Here is a 25,769-nt window from a genome sequence, read left to right as displayed (position 1 = left end):
CTAAAAATCGGATAGAAACACCATGAATTTGCATGAATACCAAGGTAAGCAGCTATTCAAAGAATACGGTTTGCCTGTTTCTGAAGGATACGCAGCAGACACTGCTCAAGGTGCTGTAGAAGCCGCTGACCGAATTGGCGGAGAAGAGTGGGTAGTTAAGTGTCAGGTACACGCGGGCGGTCGCGGTAAAGCTGGCGGTGTAAAGCTAGTTAAAAACAAAGACGACATTCGTGCTTTCGCTGAAAACTGGCTTGGCAAAAATTTGGTGACTTTCCAGACTGACGAAAACGGTCAGCCTGTGAGCAAAATCCTTGTTGAATCTTGCACAGATATCGCTAACGAGCTTTACCTTGGTGCAGTAGTTGACCGTACAACCCGTCGCGTTGTATTTATGGCATCTACTGAAGGTGGCGTTGAGATTGAAACTGTTGCAGAAGAAACTCCAGAGAAAATTCTTAAAGCTGAAATCGACCCAATTGTAGGCCCTCAGCCTTACCAAGCACGCGAAATGGCGTTTGCTCTTGGTCTTTCTGGCGTTCAAATTAAGCAGTTTACTCAAATTTTCCTTGGCCTTGCGAAGATGTTTGAAGAGCTTGACGTAGCGCTTATCGAAATTAACCCGCTAGTAATCAAAACTGACGGAAACCTACACTGCCTTGACGCAAAAGTAGGTATCGACGGTAACGCATTGTATCGTCAGCCTAAGCTGAAAGATATGCAAGATCCTTCACAAGAAGACGCGCGTGAAGCACACGCGGCTCAGTGGGAGCTTAACTATGTTGCACTAGACGGTAACGTAGGTTGTATGGTTAACGGTGCAGGCCTAGCAATGGGTACAATGGACATCGTAAACCTACACGGCGGCAAGCCAGCTAACTTCCTAGATGTTGGTGGCGGCGCGACTAAAGAGCGTGTAGCTGAAGCATTTAAAATCATCCTTTCTGATGACAATGTTAAAGCGGTATTGGTTAACATCTTCGGTGGTATCGTACGCTGTGACATGATTGCAGAAGGGATTATCGGTGCGGTTAAAGAAGTAGGCGTAGAAGTACCAGTAGTTGTACGTCTAGAAGGTACCAATGCAGAGCTTGGCCGTGACGTTCTAGCGAACTCTGGTCTTGATATCATCGCTGCTGAATCGCTAACTGATGCAGCACAGAAAGTTGTTGCTGCAGCGGAGGGCAAATAATGTCTGTATTAATTAATAAAGATACTAAAGTAATTTGTCAGGGTTTCACTGGCGGTCAGGGTACATTCCACTCTGAACAAGCAATTGCTTACGGTACGCAAATGGTTGGTGGTGTTACACCAGGCAAAGGCGGTACTGAGCACTTAGGTCTTCCAGTATTCAATACTGTACGTGAAGCGGTAGAAGCAACTGGCGCAACTGCAACAGTTATCTACGTACCAGCACCTTTCTGTAAAGATTCAATTGTTGAAGCTGCAGATGCGGGTATCGAGCTAATCGTATGTATTACTGAAGGTATCCCAACGCTAGACATGCTTTACGTTAAAGAATACGTAGAAGCGAAAGGCGTTCGCATGATTGGTCCAAACTGCCCAGGTGTTATCACTCCTGGAGAGTGTAAAATTGGTATCATGCCTGGTCACATTCACAAGCCTGGTAAAGTAGGTATTGTTTCTCGCTCTGGTACGCTTACGTACGAAGCAGTTAAGCAAACTACTGACGAAGGTTTCGGCCAGTCTACCTGTGTTGGTATCGGTGGTGACCCAATTCCTGGTTCAAACTTCATCGACATCCTTCAGATGTTCCAAGACGACCCACAAACAGAAGCTATCGTGATGATCGGTGAGATCGGCGGTACTGCAGAAGAAGAAGCGGCTGCATTCATCAAAGCGAATGTGACTAAGCCTGTTGTTTCTTACATTGCAGGTGTTACTGCTCCTCCAGGTAAGCGTATGGGTCACGCTGGTGCAATCATCGCAGGCGGTAAAGGTACTGCTGATGAGAAATTTAAAGCGCTAGAAGACGCAGGCGTTAAAACTGTACGTTCACTAGCTGACATCGGTAAAGCACTGCGCGAAACTACCGGTTGGTAATATGCGCTAGCACGCAAGATGTTAAAAGCCCGCGTTAAGCGGGCTTTTTTATTAGTTCTCGTTAACAATTGAATTCATCTCAATGTAACAATATTACAACCTCTTCTCTTTCAAGCCCCATTTTTACGTATTTTGTGTTGTTAAATTACATAAATCTATAAAAATGCTTTGTTAATGCAGTGTTGCATATTTTTATTGAATACGTATGCAGGCAATTGTGCATTCCCTAGGTCCTCTATAGCATTATGCCGACGAGATGTATTGTCATTTAATTGTCATAAGAACAACAAAAGACAAAAACTATAACCGTATGGGACACCCGTTTTATGAAACAATTTAAACCCAACCTAATTAAAGCTGCGCTTATTTCAGGCGGTGTAGCATTTGCAAGCTCTCCTGCATTTGCACAAGAAGCAAACACTGATGCTGTTGATGAAGCTAACCTAGAAGTTATTCAGGTAAGCGGTATTCGCGGTAGTCTACAGCGTGCACAAGCCATCAAGATGGACAACACGTCAATTGTTGAAGCCCTATCTGCTGAAGATATCGGTAAACTTCCAGACACCAGTATTGCAGAATCAATTGCACGTCTTCCTGGTTTAGCAGGTGAACGCCGCAACGGTCGTACAAGTGGTCTATCTGTTCGTGGTTTCAACGAAAACTACGTAGGCACAACGCTTAACGGTCGTGAGCTTCTAGGTATGGGCGACAACCGTGGCGTAGAGTTCGACCTTTACCCAACTGAGATTGTTTCAAACATCCTTGTGTATAAGACTCCTGAAGCGGGTCTTATGACGCAAGGCATCGGTGGTACAGTTGATATTCAAACTGTAAGCCCACTACATGCAAAAGAAACGTTTGCTATTAACGGCACGTATGAGGCGAACCAAAAAGACGCTGGTAACCCAGATTTCGACAACAAAGGTCACCGTTTGTCGGTTAACTTTGTCGACCAGTTTGCTGATGACAAATTAGGTGTAGCACTAGTAATTGCTGATATGGAGTCTCCACGTCAGGCACAACACTTCCGCGGTTGGGGTTATGCAAATGCAAATCCAGCTAATGCCGCTGAAGGCGTAGAAGTACCAGAAGGTACTGTTATTCTTGGTGGTCATGACTCATTTACGCGTTCTGCAATGCTAGAGCGTACGTCAGTTGCAGGTGTTATTGAGTATGCACCTACTGAAGACCTAACTATTCAATTCGACGCACTATATATCGACTTCGAAGAAAATGATGCGCGTCGTGGTGTTGAAGAAGGTGGCGCAGAATGGGGTACGGGCGCTTACACAATTACAGGTGTGGAAAATGGCCTTGTAACCTCTGGTTACTATGACGGTTTCCTATCAGTAATCCGTAACGATTCAAGACAACAAAAAGCAGAACTTACGACTTTCGGTCTAAACGCTGAATACATCATTAACGATAACTGGACGGCAACGTTCGACGTATCAACTGGTGAAGTAGACAAGCGAATCACTGATGTAGAAAGCTACTCTGGTGTAGGCCGTGCTGGTATCGACGGTCGTCCACTAACGCCACGTGCTTGGTCAATGACGTCTACTGGCGCGGTTTATAGCGATCACCCAACGTTAGATAGCGTAGACCTTGGGGATCCTAATGCGATATTCCTTGCAGGTCCTCAAGCGTGGGGTGGTGCATTAGCGCCAGTTGAAGCATTCCAAGGTGTTGATGGCTTTGGTCCAGAGACAGCTCAGGATGGTTTCGTAAACGATCCGGTATTTAACGAAACGCTAGATGCAGTTCGTTTAGACGTAGAAGGTTTTGTTGAATGGGGTATTTTCTCTCGCCTAACCACTGGTGTTAACTACCAAATGCGTGAGAAGAGCAAAGATAACAACGGTTTCTTCTTGACTGCACCTTCTTGGCCAAATCAAGAGCTAGTACCTAACCCTATTGGAACAGCTGATTTAGGTTTCTTAGGTATTGATGGTGTAATTGCCTATGACGGTCTTGGTCTATACAGAAGCGGCTACTACACGCTAACTGATGCAGAGCTTTTTGAGAACGGTCGTCGTGGTGATACTTATACCATCGAAGAAGACATTCTTACAGCTTACGCGAAACTTGACATCGAAACTGAAATCGGTGACGTATTAGTCGTTGGTAACCTAGGTCTTCAAGTTATCAATGTTGACCAAACAGGAACTGGTTTCAATACAACATCGGGTCCATCAGGTTTCACATCAGCGGTGCCGGTTTCTGATGGTGATTCATACACTGACGTGCTTCCAACCCTTAACCTTAGCTTTGAAATTGCGGAAAACCAGTTTATTCGTACCGCGCTTGGTAAAGTAATCAGCCGCCCACGTATGGATGACATGCGTCCAAACAATCAGGTTAACTTTACTTTCAACGATCAGCAAATCGCTTCTGATCAGCTTGGTAATAGCCCTTGGTCTGCAAGCGCTGGTAACTCACGTTTAAGACCACTTGAAGCCAATCAGTTTGATATTGCTTATGAAAACTACTTTGCCGATACCGGCTATGTTGCGGTTAGCTTTTTCTACAAAGACTTAACTAACTGGCACGTTGCTGGTCAGACAATAGGTGATTTCAGTTCTTCTTTCATTGAAGGGTATCACGAAACGTCGGGTCGATCAGATGTTACTGGAGACTTATTAATTGATGAAAGAGATGTTATACCGCCACAAACGTTTCAAGGTTTCGTAAGCTTCCGTGAAGACGGTCTTGAAGGTTTTGTTCGCGGCTGGGAAGTTCAAGGTAGTCTTCCGTTTGACTTAATCCACGAGTCACTAGAAGGCTTCGGTATGTTTGCAAGTGCAACGTTCCTTGACGGTCAGCTAGACAACGGTGATGCAGTACCTGGTTTATCAGAAGAAACGTACTCACTAACCGCTTTCTACGAAAGCAATGGTTTCGAGTTCCGTGTATCAGCAACTAAACGTGACGCATTTGCCACAGAAGAGCGTGCTATCAGCCTATCGCTTGCGCAAATTCAAGACCAAGGTGTTAAGCAAGTTGACGCGCAAATTGGTTATGACTTTGACGAGTCTGGCATTGAAGCGCTTAAGGGCTTACGTGTAACGCTTCAAGGTCAAAACCTTACTGACGAGCCAACAGTTCAGGCTAACCCTGGAGACAGCCGCCAAATTACGAAGTATGAAACATACGGCCGTAACTTTCTACTTGGTTTCAACTACACGTTCTAAGTGGTTGTTGAAAAAGCGCTTGTTACATGCAAGCGCTTAAACAAGTAACATTAAAAAAGCCCCAATTTACGTAATGTGTTGGGGCTTTTTGTTGTATAGCGGTACATGTCATGATATTTAATGATGATAGTAGTGTAGCCACATAAAAAATGGTGACGGCAAAAAATATGATGAATAAAGCGGTAAAAAATGTAGTTATTGTAGGTGGTGGTACAGCCGGTTGGATTTCAGCAGCTGTCATAAAACGTCTTATCGGTGCGGGCGTAAATGTAACGCTTATTGAATCTGAAGAAATCGGTACCGTTGGTGTAGGGGAAGCCACTATTCCGCCTATCATCACCCTTAACAACGTAATGGGGATAGACGAAAAAGAGTTCTTACGCGAAACAAACGCTACCATGAAGTTGGCGATTAAGTTTGAAAACTGGCGTGTGGAAGGAGAAAGCTATTATCACACTTTCGGCGCCCCGGGTAAAAGCTACGCTTTTTGTCATTTTCATCATTATTTTAAACGCGCTCAAGAGTTAGGACTTTCTGACTCGATATGGGAATACGATTTAAACTATCTTGCCTGTAAAGCGGGTAAGTTTGCCCATATCAAATCTCCCGACCCAATTATAGAAATGCCATATGCCTATCATTTCGATGCGTCGCTGTATGCGCGTTTTCTTCGTAAAAAGTGCGAAGCAATGGGCGTTACTCGTAAAGAAGGCATTATTACCAATGTTAAACAAGACGCAGGCAGCGGCTTTATCACCGGTGTAACCCTTAAAGACGGTACTCACATTGAAGGCGATTTGTTTATTGACTGTTCAGGGTTTAAAGGGCTACTTACCCAACAAACATTGAATACGGGTTATGAAGATTGGTCGCATTGGTTACCTTGCGACCGCGCAGTGGCTATGCCTTCAGAGCGTCACGAACATACGCGCCCTTACACACGTTCAATAGCACATTCTGCTGGTTGGCAATGGCGTATTCCGCTTCAGCACCGCAATGGTAATGGCTTGGTGTATAGCAGTAATTATTATTCTGATGAACAAGCACTCGATATTCTGTCGAATAACCTTGATACCAAACCGCTTGCCGACCCTAACTTTATTCGCTTCAAAACAGGACGAAGACGCAAGCAGTGGAATAAAAATGTAGTGGCTGTTGGGCTTTCTAGTGGGTTTTTGGAGCCCTTAGAGTCGACCAGTATACATTTGATTCAGTCTGCGGTGGTTAGACTCATTCATTTATTCCCGCACGAAGGGTTTAAGCAATATCAGATAGATGAGTACAACAAACAGTCTCAGCTTGAATATGAGCAAATTCGTGATTTCATTATTTTGCACTATCACGTAAATGAACGAACAGACTCTCACTTCTGGAAAGATCTTCGCGAGATGGACGTACCAGATAGCTTGACGCACAAAATCGAATTATTCAAAGAATCTGGAAACCTATTCAGAGAGCAAAATGATTTATTCCTAGAAAGCTCTTGGTTACAAGTATTGATGGGACAGGGCGTTCATCAGAAAGACTATCACCCGCTAGCGAATGCGCTATCGGAACAAAAACTTCAAGAATTGATGCAAAACATCAAGCGCATTAAAAATGAGCCTATCGGTAAAATTGCAAGCCACGATGATTTCTTGAAACAGTTCTGTAGTTAAAACCGCACCATGAATAAACCAAAACATATTGTTATTGCAGGCGGTGGTACTGCAGGTTGGATGGCCGCTAATTATTTTGCGCATAAGTGGCCATCAGACAAGGTTAAAGTTACGCTGATTGAATCTCCTGACATTGGCATTATAGGTGTGGGCGAGGGCTCTACACCTACGCTTAAGCGCTTCTTTGAAGAGCTGGGTATTAAAGAAAGTGACTGGATGCCCAAATGCAACGCCACTTACAAAGTAAGCATTCAGTTTAATGATTGGAGCCCAGCCTCAGGGATCAAGCAGTATCGTCACCCGTTTATCTCTCAAACCGACACCTTCACTCAGCGTGCATTTGAGGTTAACTGCCGTACCAGAAGGCTAGGGCTTGATACCCACGTTGCGCCGGAAGATTTCCTTATTAACGGGGTTTTAGCAAAACAAAATAAAGCACCGCTAACGCCGGAAAACTTCCCTTTTAGAATGGAATATGGGTACCACTTTGACAGTGCGCTGTTAGGTAATTATTTGCGTGATGTTGCAGTGGGAAGAGGCGTAACGCATGTGAGCGCTGTTATCAGCGATGTCGCCTTACATGCAAATGGTGATATAGCGTATCTTGTTACCGATACAGGCAAGTTTGAGGGCGATTTCTTTGTAGATTGTACAGGGTTTTCTTCTGCGTTGTTACAGCAAGCTCTGGGTGTTAAGTTCAACGCTTATTCCGATAACCTATTTAATGATTCAGCGGTTGTTTTGCCCACACAGGTGCAAGAAAACATTCAGGTGGAAACCCAGTCAACTGCGCTATCAAACGGGTGGTGCTGGTCAATACCTTTACAAAACCGCACCGGTAACGGTTATGTTTATAGTGCCTCTCACTTATCCAGTGATAAAGCTGAAGCTGAATTAAGAAGACACCTCAATCTTGAAAACAGTGATGTGGAAGCCAGACACCTCAAGATGAAGGTAGGGCAAGTTGAGCAGCACTGGCAGAGAAATTGTTTGGCACTAGGGTTGTCTCAGGGATTTATAGAGCCTCTCGAAGCAACGGCACTTCATCTTGTTCAAATTTGCATTGAATATTTCTCAGATATGTTTGAAAAAGGTGGTTTTTCAAACAGTGAGAAAAACACCTATAACGCATTTGCCAAAGAACGATTCGACAGGGTAAGGGATTACATTGTTGGACACTATAAACTGAATACCCGTGATGACAGCGATTATTGGCGAGATAACAGAAATAACATGGTGCTGTCAGACTCATTGAAGTCGATTATTAACACATGGTTTCAACGTGAAGATCTCGCTAATGAGATAAAGCGTCAGAATATTGGAATGCATTGGGACTCGGTTTCATGGCATTGCTTATTTGCTGGATATGGCGCATTCCCAGCGCTTGCTCAAAATCAACCTGGTAGAGGAGATTTATACAAGGAGCAGGCAATTGAACAGTTTATTGGTGGCTGTGCACTAAATTTTGAAATGCACCAAGCGGTATTACAAAAGCAATCTAGCTTGTGATGACTTTTTGTTGTAGCGCATAAACTACGCCTTTTCGATTAATCCAAATATGGCATAAATACACACTTTTATTCATATCCTTTCTGCGCCGCTTTTTCATTGCGGCGCAATGTTACTGTAACTCATTGTAAAAAATACTCATGAAACTATGTTTCATTAATGTTTTATTTTTGTTAATGAATACGTATGCATAGCGTTGCTCCCTTTTTGTACAACCCAGTAATATTCTTTGTTGAACCATAAGAGGCATTTTTGGGTGTGGTAGTCCTAAAAGTGCTGATAATAAAACAAGGAATGGGACACCAATGAAAACATTCAAACCCAGCACTATCACGGCGGCTTTGATAAGCAGTGGTATGGCGTTTTGCGCTACACCGTTGTTTGCCCAAGAGTCACCGGATACGTCTATTAACGAGGTTGAACGAGAAGATGTTGAAGCAGTAGAGCGCATAGAGGTTCGCGGTTTTAGCAGTAGCCTTATTCAATCACTCAATCAAAAGCGTTTCTCTGATACGGTATCTGAGCAAATTTCAGCCGATGACCTAGGTGGCTTACCAGATGTTTCGATGGCAGATGCGCTTACGCGTTTACCTGGTATATCAGCCGTAAGAACCGGTGGGCAAGCGGCGCAGATTAACATTCGTGGCTTATCGGGAGACTTTGTTTTCTCAACCTTGAACGGAAGAGAGCAGGTATCAACAAGCGGCAGCCGTGCAATAGAGTTCGACCAATATCCATCTGAGCTTATCAGCGAAGCCGCGGTTTATAAATCACCCAAAGCGTCGTTAATTGAAGGGGGTATTGCTGGTACTGTTGAATTAAAAACCGCATCGCCTCTTGCGATGGACGAGCAACACAAGTTCAGTGCCAACATGCGTGGCATGTACAACGATAGAGCTTCCGAAATTAGTGATGCTTCTGAATATGGCCACCGATTAAGCTTTTCATACCAAGGTAAGTTTTTAGACGACACATTAGGTGTGTCGCTGGGGTATGCACGGCTATTTCAACCCAGTGTGTCCACACAGTTTATCGGCTTAGCTTACAACGGGCTTGTTGATGTCGATGGGCTTGAAGGAGACACACAAGGGCCTGAATCTTGCCCTGAGTGTGAGTACATCTCAGAAGGTTTTGAGATGCAGCATAAGGGCGGTGAAGAAACGCGTGACGGCTATGTAGCTGCGTTTGAATGGGCGCCAATAGATACGTTTACGCTAAAGGCAGATGCGTTTATATCTGAATTTGACTCCGAGGCCTTCGCACGAGGGTTCCGCGTCAAATTGGGCGGTATTAACGCTGGTATCACTAACCCTGTTATTGTAAACAACAACGTAATTGGGGGCACGTTCTCGCGCACCGATAACAGTTTTACGCGGGTAGAGCTTGTAAACGATGACAACCAAGACTTCGACAGTGTAACGAATTTAGGTGTTAATGCAGATTGGGAAATAACACCTAATTTTGCTGTTCAGTTAGATGTATCGCGTTCAAGCGCTGAAAGTGATTTCAGAAATGGTTTATTGTGGTCACTGGTTGGTGAAGACGCAAATGCTGCTAATCCAGTGTTTGATGAGAACGTTCAAATTAGCTATCTACTTAATGGCAGTAATCTGCCTGATCTTGGATTTAACCAAACCGATGCTTTTACTGATTTAGATCGCGTTATGGTAAGTAAATATGGCATCTATCCATTTAAGAACAAAGACGAGTTAGACGCGTATCGCGTCGATTTCCAATATTACGTAGACACGCCAATCGTTTCTGGTTTCGAATTTGGATATCGCTATTCCGATAGAGAATACAACAACGATCGTTCGGTATTTGAATATGGCAACGACAGCGCTTTCTCTGTAAGCGAACCACCGCTGCGACTCACATCAGACATGACTGAGGTGGTTAATTGGAGTGGCGATTTCGGCTATTTTCCTAGCTATCTATCAATTGATTTAGACACTGCATTAAATGCGTGGTTTCCAAACGGTCGCCCTCAACCTGTACAAACGTGGGGACCTGGTGCCGCCGGTGTGATAAATGGTCCAGGTACTGGGCCTGCTACGGCATGGACGCTTCAAGAAAGTGGCGATGTATTTGAAACGGTAAATTCCGCCTACTTCATGGCTAACATCGATACTGAAATTGGAAGTCTGCCAGTAACAGGGAACATAGGTGTACGCTATGTTAAAAGCAAGCAAAGTTCCACAACGTTACAGCGTGCAACACAGTTAATCTCAGATCCTGAATCTGGCGCAACGGTAGAGGTAAGCGATCCAACTGCTGGCGCACAAAATATTGTCGATGAAGCTGGGCTTATTAACAACTTTTACCGTCCTGCGTTAATTACCCATGAGTACAGTGATGTATTGCCGTCTATCAACCTTAACTTCCAGTTAACCGACGACACACAGTTACGTGTTGCCGCGGCTAAAGTTATGGGCCGGGCGCCAATAAATCGTTTTGCTGCCAACGCTTCTACCACCATTGAAACAGTAACAGCGTTTCAAGATAGAGACTCAGGTGAGATAACCCTTTCAACACCCACGGCACGTGTAAATGGTAACGCTCGTAATAGTCCGTACCTTGAACCTTTCTATGCAACCCAGTACGACGTTTCATGGGAGTACTATTTCAGTGAAACTGAGGGGGCACTCATCGTGGCAGGTTTCTATAAAGACATTGAGTCTTTTGTGGAAGATATAGAAATAGATCCTTATAACTTCTCAGCTAATGGCATCGTGGTGCCAGACTCAGTACAAGTACCTGTATTTTTAACGCCTGAATTTACAGGGCAAGAAACAGAGCTTGCTCGTGATGAAAACGGGGATCCTATTTTTGTCACCGTTCCAACCGAAAACGGTAGCTACAGCACTGCTGTGAACAACGCTGAAGGTGGCTACATTCGCGGTCTTGAAGTTGCTTACACGCAAATCTACAGCATGTTACCAGGCATGTGGTCTGGTTTAGGGGTAAGTGCTAGTTACTCGTTCACCGAAAGTGAAATTCAGCGAACGCTGGGCAACGGTGTCTACGCTACAAATCTTCCCGGACTATCTGAGAATGTAGCAACGCTCACCGTTTTTTGGGAATACGAGGGCTTTGAAACTCGTGTCTCTAGCCGTTACAGAGACGCATTTGTTTCTCAGCAGGTTGCGGTAAACGATCAGGTTGTTAACTTCGATTCAGAACTGGTTATCGATTATCAAGCCTCTTATGAGGTCGATGAAAATTGGAGCGTTCTATTCCAAATTAACAACCTTACTGATGAGCCTACCAAGAGCTATTTCTCCTCTCAGGAACAAACAGGAACCATTCAGTATTTCGGAACGCAATACTTCCTAGGGATGACATACCAACTATGAAAAAGCTAATCCTCAGGTCAATGAAAGAAAGCGCGGTGAAACCATCACAAAACCGTTTTTGGGAGAATTCTATGTTTACTAAAACCACAGCATGGCGCGCAGCGCTATTGCTTGTAGGGGCGGTTACATTAGTGGGTTGCGGTGGCTCTGATGTAGAGTCGGGCACCAATGATTTACTTACTTGTGACGTACCCAATGTGCCTAATTCAACTGGCACTGAATGTGTGCCACCTCCACCTATTCAGTGTGATGCGCCCACTGTGCCAAATGAAACCAACGATGCGTGTATAGTCGGTGCCGATCCAACTTTACCTGCGCCAGTATTCACGCCATCGTCTAATCAGGCTGTGCTGTACTACAACAGAGCGTCAGTTGATGCAGACAATTCTGCAAACGACCCTATGTACGAAGGCTGGCGTCTTCACACGTGGAATAACGATGCTTGCGATGCGTATGCCGATGCCGATACCGATTGGGCAAATGGCCGAGTACACAACGGTATCGACCCTAACTACGGAGCATATTGGGTATTAGAGTTAAAAGAAGGCTATGGTGATTGTCATAACTTTATTATTCACAAAGGTACTGACGATGCAGGCAAAGAAATGGGTGGAGGCGACTTCCAAGGTTCGCTAATTCAAGACGACGAAACCTTTGTCCGTATGAATTTCACTTTGTCAGGCGAGCCTACAATTTTCGAATATCCTATTTTATCACTTGGGCCGCAAGCAGCAGATATCGAAGGCTTTGGTGCACATTGGCTAGATGCCAATACCATCTTGTGGAATGTGCCAGAGGCGGTCTCTGAGGTAAAACTGCACTATTCAGCAGATGCCGACCTTGAGAGCACGCTAGAAGGAGGGATAAACGGAACATCGGTTTCGCTAATGCCCACTTCATTAACTGAAGATCAGCAAGCACGAGCGCCACATCTTTCTTCAATGCAAGCGTGGCAAGGAGATTGGACTGAAGACGATGCTAAAGCAGTGCTGAGAACGCAAGCCGTTGTAGGTGGTTACGATGCAGAAGGTACATTGCTTGTAGCAACTGGCATTCAGCTAGCGAATGCCATTGATGCACTCTACACGTCTGGTGAAAATGATGCTAATGAAGCTATGCTCGGCGGTATTTACACTGACTCGGGAATAACAGCAGCGGTATGGGCACCAACGGCTAGTAACGTTGACTTGATGCTATACAACGATAACAAAACACTAAATCAGCGTATCGCAATGACACGTGATGTTGCGTCAGGCGTATGGCGTTATGAAGGTGATATGTCGCTTGATAGGGCGCTTTATCGTTATGAGATAACAGTTTACCACCCGAATACAGGTAATATTGAAACATTACTTGTGACTGACCCATACTCGGTGTCACTTTCAACTAACGGACGTTTTTCTCGTTTTGTTAACTTAACGGATGATGACCTGAAGCCAGAAGGTTGGGATACTCATACTATACCTACCGTTGAAAACCCTGAAGATGCGGTAATTTACGAAGGGCATATTCGCGATTTTAGCGTACGTGATATGTCTACATCCGAGGCTAACCGTGGTAAATACTTAGCGTTTACCGAAACGAATAGTGCACCTGTTGAACATCTTAAAAAGCTTGTTGATGCCGGTCTTAACTATTTCCACGTTTTGCCTGCTAACGACATTGCCACTATTGATGAAGACCCATCTAAAACTATAGACCTTTACGATACTGTTGGTGCGTTTTGCCGTTTGAATGAAGATGCCGCCGTATGTGACGAAGAGGATAGCAGCACGCTTCTTATTGATGTTTACAACGCCTATGATCCACTAGCCGAAGCGGCAAAGGCGCAGCAGTTAACCAATGATTTGCGTAATGTTGATACCTTCAACTGGGGTTACGACCCACACCATTTCAATGCACCAGAGGGCAGTTACGCATCCAGTGCTGAAGGGGTAGAGCGAATTGTAGAAATGCGCGCAATGATACAAGCGCTTCATGAGATGGGCTTAAGAGTGGCTTTAGATGTGGTGTATAACCATACTAACGCGTCGGGTGTTTTTACTAAGTCTGTACTCGATAAAGTGGTGCCAGGCTACTACCATCGTTATGAAGTTGATTCGGGTGCCATTGTGCGTGAAACCTGCTGCGACGACACAGAGCCTCGCAATATCATGATGGAAAAGTTCATGGAAGACTCGTTATTGATGTGGGCAGAGCACTACAAGTACGATTCATTCCGTTTCGACATCATGAGCCAAGCAACCAAAGACACGATGGTACGTTTGCGTGACGTAGTTCAAACCGTTGATGAAGACAATTACTTCTACGGTGAAGGCTGGACGAAGATTGACCGTGGTTATGAGCAGGCCAGCCAGCTAAACATGGCGGGTACTGAAATAGGTACGTTTAACGATCGTATCCGTGAAGCTATTCGTCAAGGAAATATATTCCGACCAGATTCTGACGCGCTGTTGAGCGATCAAGACCGCGTTAAAATGGGAATGATTGGTACGCTCAAAGACTACATCTTGGAAACCTCGGCGGGCAGTGCAGGCGCAACGAGCAATTTAGGTGGTTATGCTGACGATCCAGCAGACATTATAAATTATGTATCTAAACACGATAACGAAACCCTGTGGGATCAGCTTAATTACGTGCTTCCTCACGATATTAGTCTGCAAGAGCGTGTTCGAGCGCAAAATGTAGCAATGGGTATCAACCTTGTTTCTCAGGGCATTCCATTTCTACAAATGGGCGGCGATATGTTGCGCTCTAAATCAATGGACAGAAATACCTATGATTCAGGTGACTGGTTTAACTACATAGATTTCACTTATCAAACGAATAACTGGAATGTAGGTTTGCCAATAGCGCAAGACAATGAAGGGCGTTGGGAAGAAATGGGCGAGTTTATCTACGACCCAGAGCGCGCAGCCTCGTCTGCAGATATTCTTTTTGCTTCGGATGTTTTTGCTGAACTGCTGTCGATAAGAATGACAAGCCCGCTATTTAGATTAACGACATCACAAGACATCATTGACCGCGTTGGCTTCCATAATATTGGTTCACGCCAACAGCGTGGCTTGATAGCGATGAGTCTGGACGATGGCGTTTCATCAGATAGTGAGATGCCTAAAAGCGATCTAGACCCAATGAATGACGCGTTGATGGTGCTAGTGAATACAGGATACGAAGAAAAGTCGCTTACTGTGAATACGGCAACCGGATTTTCACTTCACCCTACGTTAATGAACTCTGTTGATGAAGTGGTGCGTGGCGCTTATTTTACAGAAGGCGATGATGGCAACGGTACGTTTACGGTTCCAGCGCTGTCTATTGCGGTATTTGTAAAACCGCAATCAGGTGCACAAGGTACGGGATTATCTGCTTTTGCTACGGCAGGCGCCCCTGATGTAGTGCCGTATGGCGACACTGTTGCTTACCTTCGAGGTGACATGAACGGTTGGTCAACAGACGACGCATTTAGTTATCAAGGTGATGGTATTTATACTGTTGCTGTAGCCCTTGAGGGCGGTACTACGTATGGCTTTAAGTTTGCTTCTGAAGACTGGAGTACAGTGAACTTTGGTGCACCAGATGGCGACGATGGTGTAGTCACTGCAGGCGAAGAAAAACTTCTGGCTCGCACAAATACTAACCTTTCGTTTACGCCATCTGCAGATGCCACTTATTTGTTTACCATTGATGCAACAGACAGTGAAGCGCCAGTTATCACTGTCGAAAACGAAGAGCCTTACGTAGGCACACCTGTTTTCCTTCGTGGTGCAATGAATGGTTGGGGCACTGACGAAGAGTTTGAATATCAAGGTGGGCGAGTTTACACCTTTGCGAGAGACCTAGAGCCAGGGACTTACGAGTTCAAAGTTGCATCGGAAGACTGGAATACGGTGAATTTTGGTGCGGTGTCATCTGATGATGCAGACCGAAATGTGTCGCCAGGACAAACAGTGGGACTGGCTCGAACCAACGATAATTTGGTACTGACGATAGAAGAAACCGACCGCTATGTGTTTGTTTTCGATGTTACTTCGTTGGATGCGCCAACCGTTGGCGTGTTCAAAGAAGCCTACTGGGGCGACACAGAAGTGTTTGTTCGTGGTGGCATGAATGGCTGGGGTGCAGTTGATCTCTTTAGTTACCAAGGTGCTGGTGTTTATACAGCCGAAGTAGAATTAAGTGCTGGCACGGTAGAGTTTAAAGTTGCTTCAGAAGATTGGGCAACAGTTAACTTAGGAAACCCCAACGATGCTGCGTCAAATGTGGTTGAAGAGGGAACGCCAAAAATACTAGGTGGCAGTAACAATAATCTAGTGATGGACGTACCTGAAACAGGCACCTATTTATTTAGTGTTAATGGTCCTGATGGCAATGCCCCATGGCTAGTTGTTACTAAGATATAACGCGCTTAATACATAGTATTTTGTTGTTTAAAGCCGTGCTCTAATAGCGCGGCTTTTTTATTTCTGTAACAGCTTTTTAAGCATTGGTGGAGTTTGAGCGAGTATATTTATTGGTCGAATTATTGCGACTGAGCATCAATAGATGTTACTTATTCGGAACACATTGGTATTTTCAGCTAAATATTGAACTCAGTAACGCTCTAATTTTCAAAAAGTATATATAAAACAGTGTGTTGGTAGTGTGTTTATTTTGCAACGCTACATGCGCTTTTTTAAGTCTATAACGGAACAGTAAAAAAAGTTGGGTTACGCGTAACATCCTTTTTGGTTTTGTGGTTTCTACTTATACATCTGAATTTTATGCACTTTTTGAGTTACAGGCGCTAGTTGGAATAGCAAAGTAAAAAACTGGTGTATATGTTGCAAAATCTATGTGTTGCCAAGAGCACATAGGGAAAGAGTATCGTTGTGCAAACGAATATATCGTTGGAATTAACCTTTCAGTACTTTTTCACAATAATGAGAAATAGAGTGACAGCCATTGACTAACACACGATAAGCAATGGCAGTAAAACGCATTACATGGCACTATTCGCGACTTAATTAAAACGCGCAATTAAAGCAGCAGATAAAGAGCGAATAAAAGTGCAATTAGCAAATCAGAAAGTGTCGTTGGGATTAATAAACCCCAAAAATCCTGTGAATGTGGCCTCAATACTGCGAGCGGCAGGATGTTATGGGGTTGCCAGCGTATTTTACACGGGTCAACGCTTTCGCTTTGCAAAAGATTTCAATGCCGATACAAAAGCGTTTCATAAAACAATACCAACGATAGGTGTAGATGACCTGCGTGACGTTGTGCCCATGGGAGCCAGTGTTGTTGCCATTGAATTGGTTGAAGGTGCGAGCCCGCTCCCCGATTTTGAGCATCCTGACAACGCTTTTTACATATTAGGGCCAGAAGACGGAAGCATCAGCGAAGACGTTTTGTCATGGTGTGACCATGTGGTTTATGTACCCACGTATTCATGTATGAATGTGGCTGCAACTGCAAACGTCTTACTTTACGACAGAATGGCAAAGTCGGAATTTGAACGCGGTAATGAGTTGATAAGAAACAGCCGTGATAAAAATAATAAAACAAAATTAAAACAACAGTGAATGGTGTAGTTGCAACTAGGAAGTTCCCCACACACCTGTAAAAAATCTTTTGGGAGCTTAATGTTGAATTGTTTATCAGAGAATATCCAGTTGCAGGCAAGGCACGAGAATAAAGTGCCCACAAATGATGTTAAAAACACGCCGAACACTGATGGGAAGAAACACCAGAGCCTAGATAAGCTAATAGCGTCTTTTTTCTTTAGTCGCTATAAGCTTGTCGTTGCGTCAGACAGTAAAGAAAAGAAGGTAGGTTATGAAACCCGCCATCAAGTGTATTGTGAAGAAATGCGTTACGAGGCCGAGAACGAACGTGCACTTGAGCAAGACGCTTACGACGAGCGTGCAATAAGCTGCCATATTCAACATCTCCCAACGGGAAAATGTGCTGGCACTATTCGGTTGGTGCTGCCAAAGCTAAACGGCGAAGGTTTACCTGTTGAAGATAAGTTTTCAGATATTTTTGAAGACCCGTCGCTTTTACCGTCGAAAGAAGCTGGCCACGGCGTTTGTGAAATATCACGTCTTGCTATTCCTAAAGACTTCAGAGTAAGGCAGTTTAGATCGAAGATTCTGTCGTCTAGAGCGGAAGTTGCAAGTAACAAGAGCAATGTCAATATCGACCAACTTCCGTATCTGTCTATTGCCCTATACCTTATGGCAACGAGCATTTGCATAAGGCACGATTTACGTTTTGCCTACGTACTTATGGAACCAAAGCTTGCCAGACGAATGAAGGCATTTGGCATCGATTTTAAAGACATAGGCAGCAGCGTAGAATTTAATGGAAAGCGCGTGCCTTACCGTATAGACCCGAAGGTATTGGTCAGTGAGTTGGCAAAGCCGCTGCGAGGGTTTTATCAATCAATTGATAAGGCGCTTGAAAATGAGACGCAAGCTGCTTTCGATCAAATACAGCCTAATCAATTGGAAGTCGATGATATTCAGCAGAATGAATACATGGCGCAAAATTCTACAAAGAACAATTCGGCTAATGCATCTTTAGGGATTATAAAAGCGGCTTAGCAAATGTTGGGTTTTCCCCAAAAGGCCACTTAAATGTTTGTTCTTTAGTCTAATAACAACAAAGCTACTCGTAATTGGTAGCTTTTTTGTTTTTGAATACGTATGCATGTTTTTTAACATACGGTTAACGCGTATCCTTACTGCATGTTAATTTAACGACCTAACTGTCATGCATACAAACTCTTCTTTTCAACTAAAAACATTAACTGCTGCTATGCTTTGTGCGGGTTTAATGGCGTGTAGCGAATCCCCTCAAACATCGAACAATACAGCCGCTCAAGAGGTCACTGTGCAAGATGTTAAAGATAGCAACAATGATGCAATGACAAGTGAAAAGAGAGAAGGGAAGGCTGTTGTTTATCAAGTGTTTACCCGTTTATTTGGTAATACAAACAGTACCAATAAGCCTTGGGGAACTATTGAAGATAATGGTGTAGGGAAGTTTGAAGATTTTACCCCAGAAGCGCTTGAATCTATCAAGGCCTTAGGTACCAGTCATATATGGTTCACTGGTGTTCCGCATCACGCATTAGTAAACGATTACAGCGAATACGGCATTTCAAACGATGATCCTGATGTCATTAAAGGCCGTGCGGGCTCTCCCTATGCTGTTAAAGACTACTACAATGTAAATCCAGATCTCGCTACAGACCCTGCAAAGCGTTTAGAAGAATTTGAGGCATTGATTGCTCGCACGCACGCGGCGGGCATGAAGGTTATAATTGATATCGTGCCAAACCACGTTGCACGCGATTACACGTCATTGTCGGCCCCTGAAGGTGTGTCAGATTTCGGTGAAAATGATGATACGTCAGTAGAATATGCGAAAAACAACAACTTTTACTACGTTGTTGGCGAAGCATTTAAAGTGCCACAAGCAGACAACTACCAAGTGCTAGGCGGTAATCCTCATCCTTTAGCGGACGGTAAATTCGAAGAAGTGCCTGCTAAATGGACCGGAAACGGTGCACGTGCTGCACAACCAGATATCAACGATTGGTATGAGACCGTTAAGGTTAACTACGGTGTAAAGCCTGATGGTTCATACGATTTCCCTGTACTTCCCGATAACTATTCAGAAAAGGATTACGCCGCTCACGCCGCTTTTTGGGAAGGTAAAGCATTACCAGATTCATGGTTTAAATTCAGAGACATCGCGCACTATTGGTTAGACAAAGGTGTTGATGGCTTTCGCTATGATATGGCTGAGATGGTACCTGTAGAATTTTGGTCGTTCTTAAACAGCAGTATTAAACAAAAGAACGCAAATGCGTTTCTGCTTGCAGAGGTTTACCAGCCAGACAAATACCGAGCTTACTTACATAAAGGGAAGATGGATTATCTTTACGACAAAGTAGGCTTTTACGATACTCTGAAAAGCATTATGCAAGGAACGGGTGAAGTAAGTGACTTGGTTGCCATTCATAACGAGGTGAGTGATATTGCACCAAGCATGCTTCATTTTCTAGAGAATCATGATGAACAGCGAATTGCCAGCCCTGACTTTGCCGGAAGTGCCGAGAAAGGCAAGCCAGCATTGGCGGTAAGCGCGCTAATTAGTAGCTCTCCAACACTGTTGTATTTCGGGCAAGATGTTGGTGAAGACGGTAGTGAAGAAACAGGTTTTGGTGACCCAACACGTACTTCAATTTTTGATTATGTAGGTGTTCCTGCCCATCAACGTTTCATGAATGAAGGTGCGTTCGATGGTGGCCAATCTACTGAAGAAGAGAAATCACTTCGTCAATTTTACGAACAGGTTATGGCCATTGCCGCCACTAATTCAGCGGTAACCGGCGAGTTTATAAGCCTTCATAAAGACAGCTTAAACAACAACTCTAGTTATTCAGAACGTCAGTTTGCTTTTGCAAGAGTAAAAGACAATCACGGTTTCATTGTGGTAGCTAACTTTGATACTGTGCCGGTAAATAACGCTGTGTTGACGCTTTCTAGTGATTTCTCAAACACGTTTTCAGCAAATCAAGAATTGTTACCGCTGCTTGACCATACGGGTGTGACTTTGCAGGACAAGGAAAATGGCTACAACATTACTGTTGACCTTCAACCACTAGAAACAAAGGTTTTCGCTTTCTAGCCGTCGAAGGTTACATACCTTTTTCACCAATGCACGGGCGTGAATACGTATGCAGTGCATTGGTGTTAACTCCTCTCCATTGTAGTATTCGACGTTAGCGTTTCGTTTAACGTATTTTTAACAAAAGGGTATTTGTTAGTGTTCACGTTCCCAAAAAGTAAAAACTCTGTCGCTTTATTACTCAGCAGTATGATGGCTACAACGGTATCGTTTTCTGCAAATGGTAATGAACTTAGTGTGTCACCACCCAATTGGTGGGCGGGTATGGCTTCACCTACATTAGAGTTAATGATACACGGTGAGGGCGTAGCAGATGACACCGTTCGCTTGGTCACTAAGAATGGCCTAGAGTCGGACGTAAAGCCGGGCGAGAAATCGGGCGTGAAAATTGAAAAGGTTCAAGCGCTTGATAGTAACAACTACCTTTTTGTAACGCTAAACATTGAAGATGCACGTTCCGGTGAAATAGTACTGTCGTTGGAAGATAAAGACGGCACTAAAAGGAATTTACAATACACACTGCAATCGCGCAGTGCAAAGTCTTCTCAGCGTCAAGGATTCACTGCAAAGGATGCGATTTATTTAATAGCGCCCGATAGATTTGCAAATGGCAATATCGAGAACGATAACGTTGATGGCTATGCAGACCCTGTTGATAGGGAAAACAAAGGTGGTCGTCACGGCGGAGACATTGAAGGGATCATTGATCATATCGACTACATAAGCGATATGGGCTTTACCCAAATATGGACAATGCCGTTATTAGAAAACGCGATGGATGCGTATAGTTATCACGGTTATTCGACCACAGATTATTACAAAATCGATCCGCGTTTTGGCTCGAATGAAGATTATGTCAGATTAAGCAATCACGCAGCAGAGAAAGGTGTGGGTATTATCATGGATATGGTGCTAAACCATATTGGAAGTAATCACCTTTGGATGAAAGATAAACCCTCTACTGACTGGATAAACAACAAAGGCACATTTAAGGGAACAACTCACAAACGAGAGTCACTTCACGACCCTCATGCTGTTGCGAGCGATGTAAAAGGGTTTAGTGACGGTTGGTTTGTACCTACCATGCCTGATTTGAATCAACGTAATCCTCACTTAGCTAATTACCTCATTCAAAACGCTATTTGGTGGGTTGAGTATGCCAATTTAAGTGGCATTCGCGTAGACACCTATTCATATTCCGATAAAGACTTTTTAGCGCAATGGACAAAAGCGCTAATGGCAGAATATCCGAACTTTAACATTGTGGGTGAAGAGTGGTCTGTAAACCCCGCAATTACTGCTTACTGGCAAGCGGGTAGCCATAGACATGACGATTATGAAAGCGCGCTTCCGTCTGTAATGGATTTTCCGCTACAAGCTGCGGTTGTCGAAGCATTAACGTCTGATGAGAGTTGGAACAGTGGCTTTATTAGCATTTATGAAACACTTGCCACCGACTTCTTATACGGTGATCCGAACAACCTTGTTGTGTTTCCCGACAATCATGACATGAGCCGTATTTTTACTCAGGTTGATCACGATGTTAGAAAGTGGAACATGGCAATGACCTTGTTCTTAACGACACGTGGTATACCGCAAGTGTTCTACGGTACTGAAATTTTGATGAGTAACCCAGATACAGATGATCACGGTATTATTCGAACCGACTTTCCTAGTGGGTGGGCCCAAGATAATCAAAAAAATGGCTTTAACGATGTCGGCTTAAGCGAAGACGAAAAATGGGCGAAGCAAAGAGTCCGCACGCTACTTAACTTACGTCGTAATCACGCAAGTTTTTTTGAAGGCGAGTTAAAGCACTACGCGCCAAAAGAGGGCGTTTACACTTACTTCCGCGTACCAGCATCTCCGTCAGATGGATTGTTGATGACAGTTTTGTCTAAAAAAGAGCAGTCTGTTGCATTAAGCGAATACGCTGAAATGCTATCGGGTTTTAAAACGCTCACAAAAGTGAGTACTGGCGAAGTTTTCTCCACAGACGATAAGGTTTCTATAGAAGCAATGTCAGCACAAGTGTTTATTGTGCGCTAACGTAATTAACTTAATAAAAACTAATAACAGAGCATTATATGCAGACTTCTCAACCACGCCTTTCTTTTTGGCAAATATGGAACGTAAGCTTCGGCTTTTTGGGTGTTCAATTCGGATTTGCTTTACAAAACGCAAACGTAAGTAGAATTTTAACTGGCCTTGGCGCAGACCTTCATTCACTCTCGCTTTTCTGGTTAGTGGCTCCCATTATGGGTTTAATTGTTCAGCCTATTGTTGGTTCAGCATCGGATAGAACGTGGAACCGTTTAGGAAGACGACGTCCGTTCATTCTTGGTGGAGCTATTGCTGCATTTATTGGCATGATTTTATTGCCTAATGCCCCAATTTTTGTTGCCTTTCTTGCGCCAATGATAATGGGCGCACTTATGGTGGCGTTAATGGACGCTTCGTTTAACGTATGTTTCCAACCGTTCCGCTCACTGGTCTCTGACATGGTCCCGGCATCACAGCGTAACGTTGGGTATTCTGTTCAGTCGCTTCTTATTAATATTGGCGCGGTAATCGGTTCAATTCTTCCTTTTGTGCTAACCAACGTGATTGGTTTAGAAAATACGGCGCAAATGGGTGAAGTAGCACCTTCGGTAGTGTGGGCGTTTTACGTTGGTGCAACCGTACTATTAGGTACTGTTATTTGGACGGTTATTCGTACTAAGGAATATGCACCTGAAGAGTACAATCGCTATAAGGGCCTTGATGCAGATACGGCTGAGCCACAAGAAGCTAAAGCGCCATTATCTCAGCGAATTGGTGAGTTCTTTAAGTTGGTTCGGGATATGCCAAAAACCATGAAACAGCTTGCTGTAGTACAGTTTTTCTCGTGGTTTGCACTTTTCATTATGTGGGTCTACACCACGCCTGCAATTACACAACATATTTGGAATATCGATAAGAAATGGTACGACCCAGAATACCTTGCGTCTGTTGGCACTGTTCCAGAATCAATTAGTATTGCAATGGGGGCGGCTGGTGATTGGGTAGGTATTCTATTCGCCGCTTATTCTGTATTCGCAGCCATTTTTTCAATTTTCTTAGCCAAGCTAGCTGATACGCTGGGCAGAAAAACGGTTTACGCTGGGGCGCTTATACTTGGTGGTTTAAGCTATGTCAGTTTCTTAGCGTTCCAAGATTTAACCATGGTAAATGTGGACCTGCTAATTACAGAAGTAACAGTCCCAGTTGGCGCCGTGAAGCTACTAATACCTATGATTGGCGTTGGTATCGCATGGGCCGCAATTCTTGCAATGCCTTACGCTATGCTGGCGGGCTCGTTACCTGCTAACAAAACCGGTGTTTACATGGGGATCTTCAACTTTACTGTTGCAGCGCCTCAAATTGTGTCTGGCTTAACAGCAGGTTGGATTTTAAGCAGTGTCTTTGATAACGATGCCAAGTACATTATTGTTGTTGCTGGTATCTCAATGCTTATTGGTGCTATCGCAGTATTCTTTGTTAAAGAAACTGATACGCATACCGCAAACGCTACACAAGGAGTTGAATAAATGAAAGCTAAGCGCTCGATAATTGCCGTAGCTCTTTCTGGTTTGTTAGTTGTAGGTTGTGCAAGCACGACCGTTGATAAAACAACATCCTCAGTAGCGCAGTCACAGAATATTTTAGGAACTACTACGCCTTTCGCTAGTGAGGCGGTTTATTTCGTTGTTACCGACCGTTTTGTCGATGGCGATAAAGCCAATAACCATGAAAACCAGGGGGGCGATTACCCCACATGGCAGCTTCCTTTAGAGGGGCCCGATGGCAAGAAAGCCTATGTGGGTTATATGGGGGGCGATTTAAAGGGGATTCTTAACAACGCACAATACATTAAAGATATGGGGTTCACTGCTGTTTGGATGACGCCAGTGGTAGATAATCCAGACTATGCCTTTAATGGCGATGAGCCAATTACCTATGGTGGTGCGTTTAAAGATGGTGGCAAAACGGGCTATCACGGCTATTGGGCTACAAACTTCTACCAACCAGATGAACATTTGACAAGCGAAGACTTAAGCGTAAAACAGTACACCACTGCAATGCGCGAGCAGTTTGGTTTGAAATCAGTTTTTGATATTGTTGCCAACCATGGAAGCCCTAGTTTTACTATGGAAAGTGATTTGCCTGGGTACGGCGAACTATATGATAAAAACGGTAATTTAGTGGCTGACCACCAAAACTTGGCGCCTGAAGAGTTGGACCCGAAGAACAATCCGTTACATGCGTTCTTTCACAACTATCCAGATCTTGTAAAACTATCAAATCTAGATGATGAAAACCCAGCGCTTCGCGATTATCTCATTAAGAGTTATTTGTACTGGATATCACAGGGCGCCGACGCTTTTAGAATCGATACAATCAGACACGTTCCTCATGCGTTTTGGCGTGAAGCGGCAGATAGAATTCGTGAAAACAACCCGAATTTCTTTATGTTCGGTGAGAGTTTTAATTACGATGCCAAAGCTATTGCACAACATACACTACCCAAAAATGGTGGCGTAAGTGTATTGGACTTCCCAATGCAAAAAGCCATGGTGTCGGTATTTGAAAAGCCATTAGAAACTGATTTTGCCGACTTAAAAGAAGTGCTTTATCTAACACATGGTCCGTATCACAACCCATATGACCTAACGACATTTTACGATAACCATGATATGGCGCGCATAAACGCTACGGATGACGGCTTTATCAATGCCCACAACTGGTTGTTTACCGTACGCGGGATCCCTGTTGTTTATATGGGGTCAGAAATTGGTTACATGCGCGGTACGGCTGAGCATGCTGGTAACCGAAACTACGTTGGTCAAGAAAATATAGAAAAAGCGAAGGGACACGCTATTCATGCTGCGCTTACAACCATTGCTAACGTGAGGAAGCAAACACCTGCTTTACAGCGTGGCCTTCAGGTAAATGTGGAATTAAACGGTCATCGCGCAGCGTTTTATCGTGTAGTTCAAACTGCAGATACACAGCAAATTGCGTTGGTATTGTTGAACAAGGGTGATACAACTGAAACGTTCGATATTGCTGATTACATGCAAGCTGGTACTTGGAAAGAGCAGCTTAGTGGTCAAACGCAGCGCATTGGCGAAGGTGATGGGCTAAAAGCTAGCGTGCAACCAAATGGTGTTCAAGTATGGGTTGTAAATGACACAGTAAAAGATGCACGTTTTCTTGAAACGATAGAAGATCAAATGTCGCGTCAGTAGTAATCTTAATCATAAAAAAAGCACGGCTTGAGATATTGG

13 protein-coding genes are annotated in these 25,769 nt (G+C 44.0%); all 13 read left to right on the top strand.

Annotated features, from left to right (window positions below; all coding sequences use genetic code 11):
- The first annotated feature begins 22 nt into the window (after nt 1-22).
- The 13 genes from sucC to ACGHAV_RS02105 all read left to right on the top strand — a co-directional run bounded on the left by sucC (nt 23) and on the right by ACGHAV_RS02105 (nt 25,730).
- Complete coding sequence (gene sucC / locus ACGHAV_RS02165) at nt 23-1,189, top strand: ADP-forming succinate--CoA ligase subunit beta (protein WP_025255208.1); 1,167 nt, start codon at nt 23-25, stop codon at nt 1,187-1,189.
- The gene (sucD, locus tag ACGHAV_RS02160; RefSeq protein WP_014998326.1) at nt 1,189-2,061 is read left to right on the top strand and encodes a succinate--CoA ligase subunit alpha; all 873 of its coding nucleotides are present in this window, start codon (nt 1,189-1,191) and stop codon (nt 2,059-2,061) included. Before sucC ends, sucD begins: the two co-directional genes overlap by 1 nt.
- A gap of 326 nt (nt 2,062-2,387) precedes the next feature.
- A complete protein-coding gene (locus ACGHAV_RS02155) occupies nt 2,388-5,255 on the top strand; it encodes a TonB-dependent receptor (RefSeq protein WP_390375783.1) in 2,868 nt (955 codons plus the stop codon).
- A 170-nt stretch (nt 5,256-5,425) separates the two neighbouring features.
- Nucleotides 5,426-6,913 (top strand): tryptophan halogenase family protein, encoded by a 1,488-nt coding sequence (locus ACGHAV_RS02150; RefSeq protein ID WP_390376053.1) that lies wholly within the window; start codon nt 5,426-5,428, stop codon nt 6,911-6,913.
- Nucleotides 6,914-6,922: 9 nt separating this feature from the next.
- Nucleotides 6,923-8,422 (top strand): tryptophan halogenase family protein, encoded by a 1,500-nt coding sequence (locus tag ACGHAV_RS02145; RefSeq protein ID WP_390375780.1) that lies wholly within the window; start codon nt 6,923-6,925, stop codon nt 8,420-8,422.
- A 305-nt stretch (nt 8,423-8,727) separates the two neighbouring features.
- Nucleotides 8,728-11,778 carry a TonB-dependent receptor gene (locus ACGHAV_RS02140; RefSeq protein ID WP_390375777.1) on the top strand — a complete coding sequence of 1,017 codons (3,051 nt, stop codon included), beginning with the start codon at nt 8,728-8,730 and terminating at the stop codon, nt 11,776-11,778.
- Between the two features lie 71 nt (nt 11,779-11,849).
- Nucleotides 11,850-16,181, top strand: coding sequence for an alpha-1,6-glucosidase domain-containing protein (locus ACGHAV_RS02135; protein WP_390375774.1), 4,332 nt, complete (start codon nt 11,850-11,852; stop codon nt 16,179-16,181).
- 645 nt (nt 16,182-16,826) lie between these two features.
- Nucleotides 16,827-17,342, top strand: coding sequence for an RNA methyltransferase (locus ACGHAV_RS02130; RefSeq protein ID WP_390375771.1), 516 nt, complete (start codon nt 16,827-16,829; stop codon nt 17,340-17,342).
- A gap of 60 nt (nt 17,343-17,402) precedes the next feature.
- On the top strand, nt 17,403-18,365 hold the full coding sequence (locus ACGHAV_RS02125) for a PEP-CTERM/exosortase system-associated acyltransferase (RefSeq protein ID WP_390375768.1): 963 nt from the start codon (nt 17,403-17,405) through the stop codon (nt 18,363-18,365).
- A 322-nt stretch (nt 18,366-18,687) separates the two neighbouring features.
- Nucleotides 18,688-20,460 (top strand): alpha-amylase family protein, encoded by a 1,773-nt coding sequence (locus tag ACGHAV_RS02120; protein WP_390376050.1) that lies wholly within the window; start codon nt 18,688-18,690, stop codon nt 20,458-20,460.
- Nucleotides 20,461-20,649: 189 nt separating this feature from the next.
- The gene (locus tag ACGHAV_RS02115) at nt 20,650-22,509 is read left to right on the top strand and encodes a glycoside hydrolase family 13 protein (protein WP_390376047.1); all 1,860 of its coding nucleotides are present in this window, start codon (nt 20,650-20,652) and stop codon (nt 22,507-22,509) included.
- Nucleotides 22,510-22,547: 38 nt separating this feature from the next.
- Complete coding sequence (locus tag ACGHAV_RS02110; RefSeq protein WP_390375765.1) at nt 22,548-24,029, top strand: MFS transporter; 1,482 nt, start codon at nt 22,548-22,550, stop codon at nt 24,027-24,029.
- Nucleotides 24,030-25,730 (top strand): alpha-amylase family glycosyl hydrolase, encoded by a 1,701-nt coding sequence (locus tag ACGHAV_RS02105; protein WP_390375762.1) that lies wholly within the window; start codon nt 24,030-24,032, stop codon nt 25,728-25,730.
- Nucleotides 25,731-25,769: the final 39 nt, after the last annotated feature.

It is taken from the genome of Alteromonas sp. MTD1 (assembly GCF_042848195.1).
Classification (GTDB): domain Bacteria; phylum Pseudomonadota; class Gammaproteobacteria; order Enterobacterales; family Alteromonadaceae; genus Alteromonas.
The sequence above is the reverse complement of the archived record's forward strand: the minus strand, read 5'-3'. Positions and strand labels throughout refer to the sequence as shown.

Coding starts and splice junctions, on each gene's coding strand:
- sucC (WP_025255208.1), top strand. CDS start 23: ATGAATTTGCATGAATACCAAGGTAAGCAGCTATTCAAAGAATACGGT.
- sucD (WP_014998326.1), top strand. CDS start 1,189: ATGTCTGTATTAATTAATAAAGATACTAAAGTAATTTGTCAGGGTTTC.
- ACGHAV_RS02155 (WP_390375783.1), top strand. CDS start 2,388: ATGAAACAATTTAAACCCAACCTAATTAAAGCTGCGCTTATTTCAGGC.
- ACGHAV_RS02150 (WP_390376053.1), top strand. CDS start 5,426: ATGAATAAAGCGGTAAAAAATGTAGTTATTGTAGGTGGTGGTACAGCC.
- ACGHAV_RS02145 (WP_390375780.1), top strand. CDS start 6,923: ATGAATAAACCAAAACATATTGTTATTGCAGGCGGTGGTACTGCAGGT.
- ACGHAV_RS02140 (WP_390375777.1), top strand. CDS start 8,728: ATGAAAACATTCAAACCCAGCACTATCACGGCGGCTTTGATAAGCAGT.
- ACGHAV_RS02135 (WP_390375774.1), top strand. CDS start 11,850: ATGTTTACTAAAACCACAGCATGGCGCGCAGCGCTATTGCTTGTAGGG.
- ACGHAV_RS02125 (WP_390375768.1), top strand. CDS start 17,403: ATGTTGAATTGTTTATCAGAGAATATCCAGTTGCAGGCAAGGCACGAG.
- ACGHAV_RS02120 (WP_390376050.1), top strand. CDS start 18,688: ATGACAAGTGAAAAGAGAGAAGGGAAGGCTGTTGTTTATCAAGTGTTT.
- ACGHAV_RS02115 (WP_390376047.1), top strand. CDS start 20,650: ATGATGGCTACAACGGTATCGTTTTCTGCAAATGGTAATGAACTTAGT.
- ACGHAV_RS02110 (WP_390375765.1), top strand. CDS start 22,548: ATGCAGACTTCTCAACCACGCCTTTCTTTTTGGCAAATATGGAACGTA.
- ACGHAV_RS02105 (WP_390375762.1), top strand. CDS start 24,030: ATGAAAGCTAAGCGCTCGATAATTGCCGTAGCTCTTTCTGGTTTGTTA.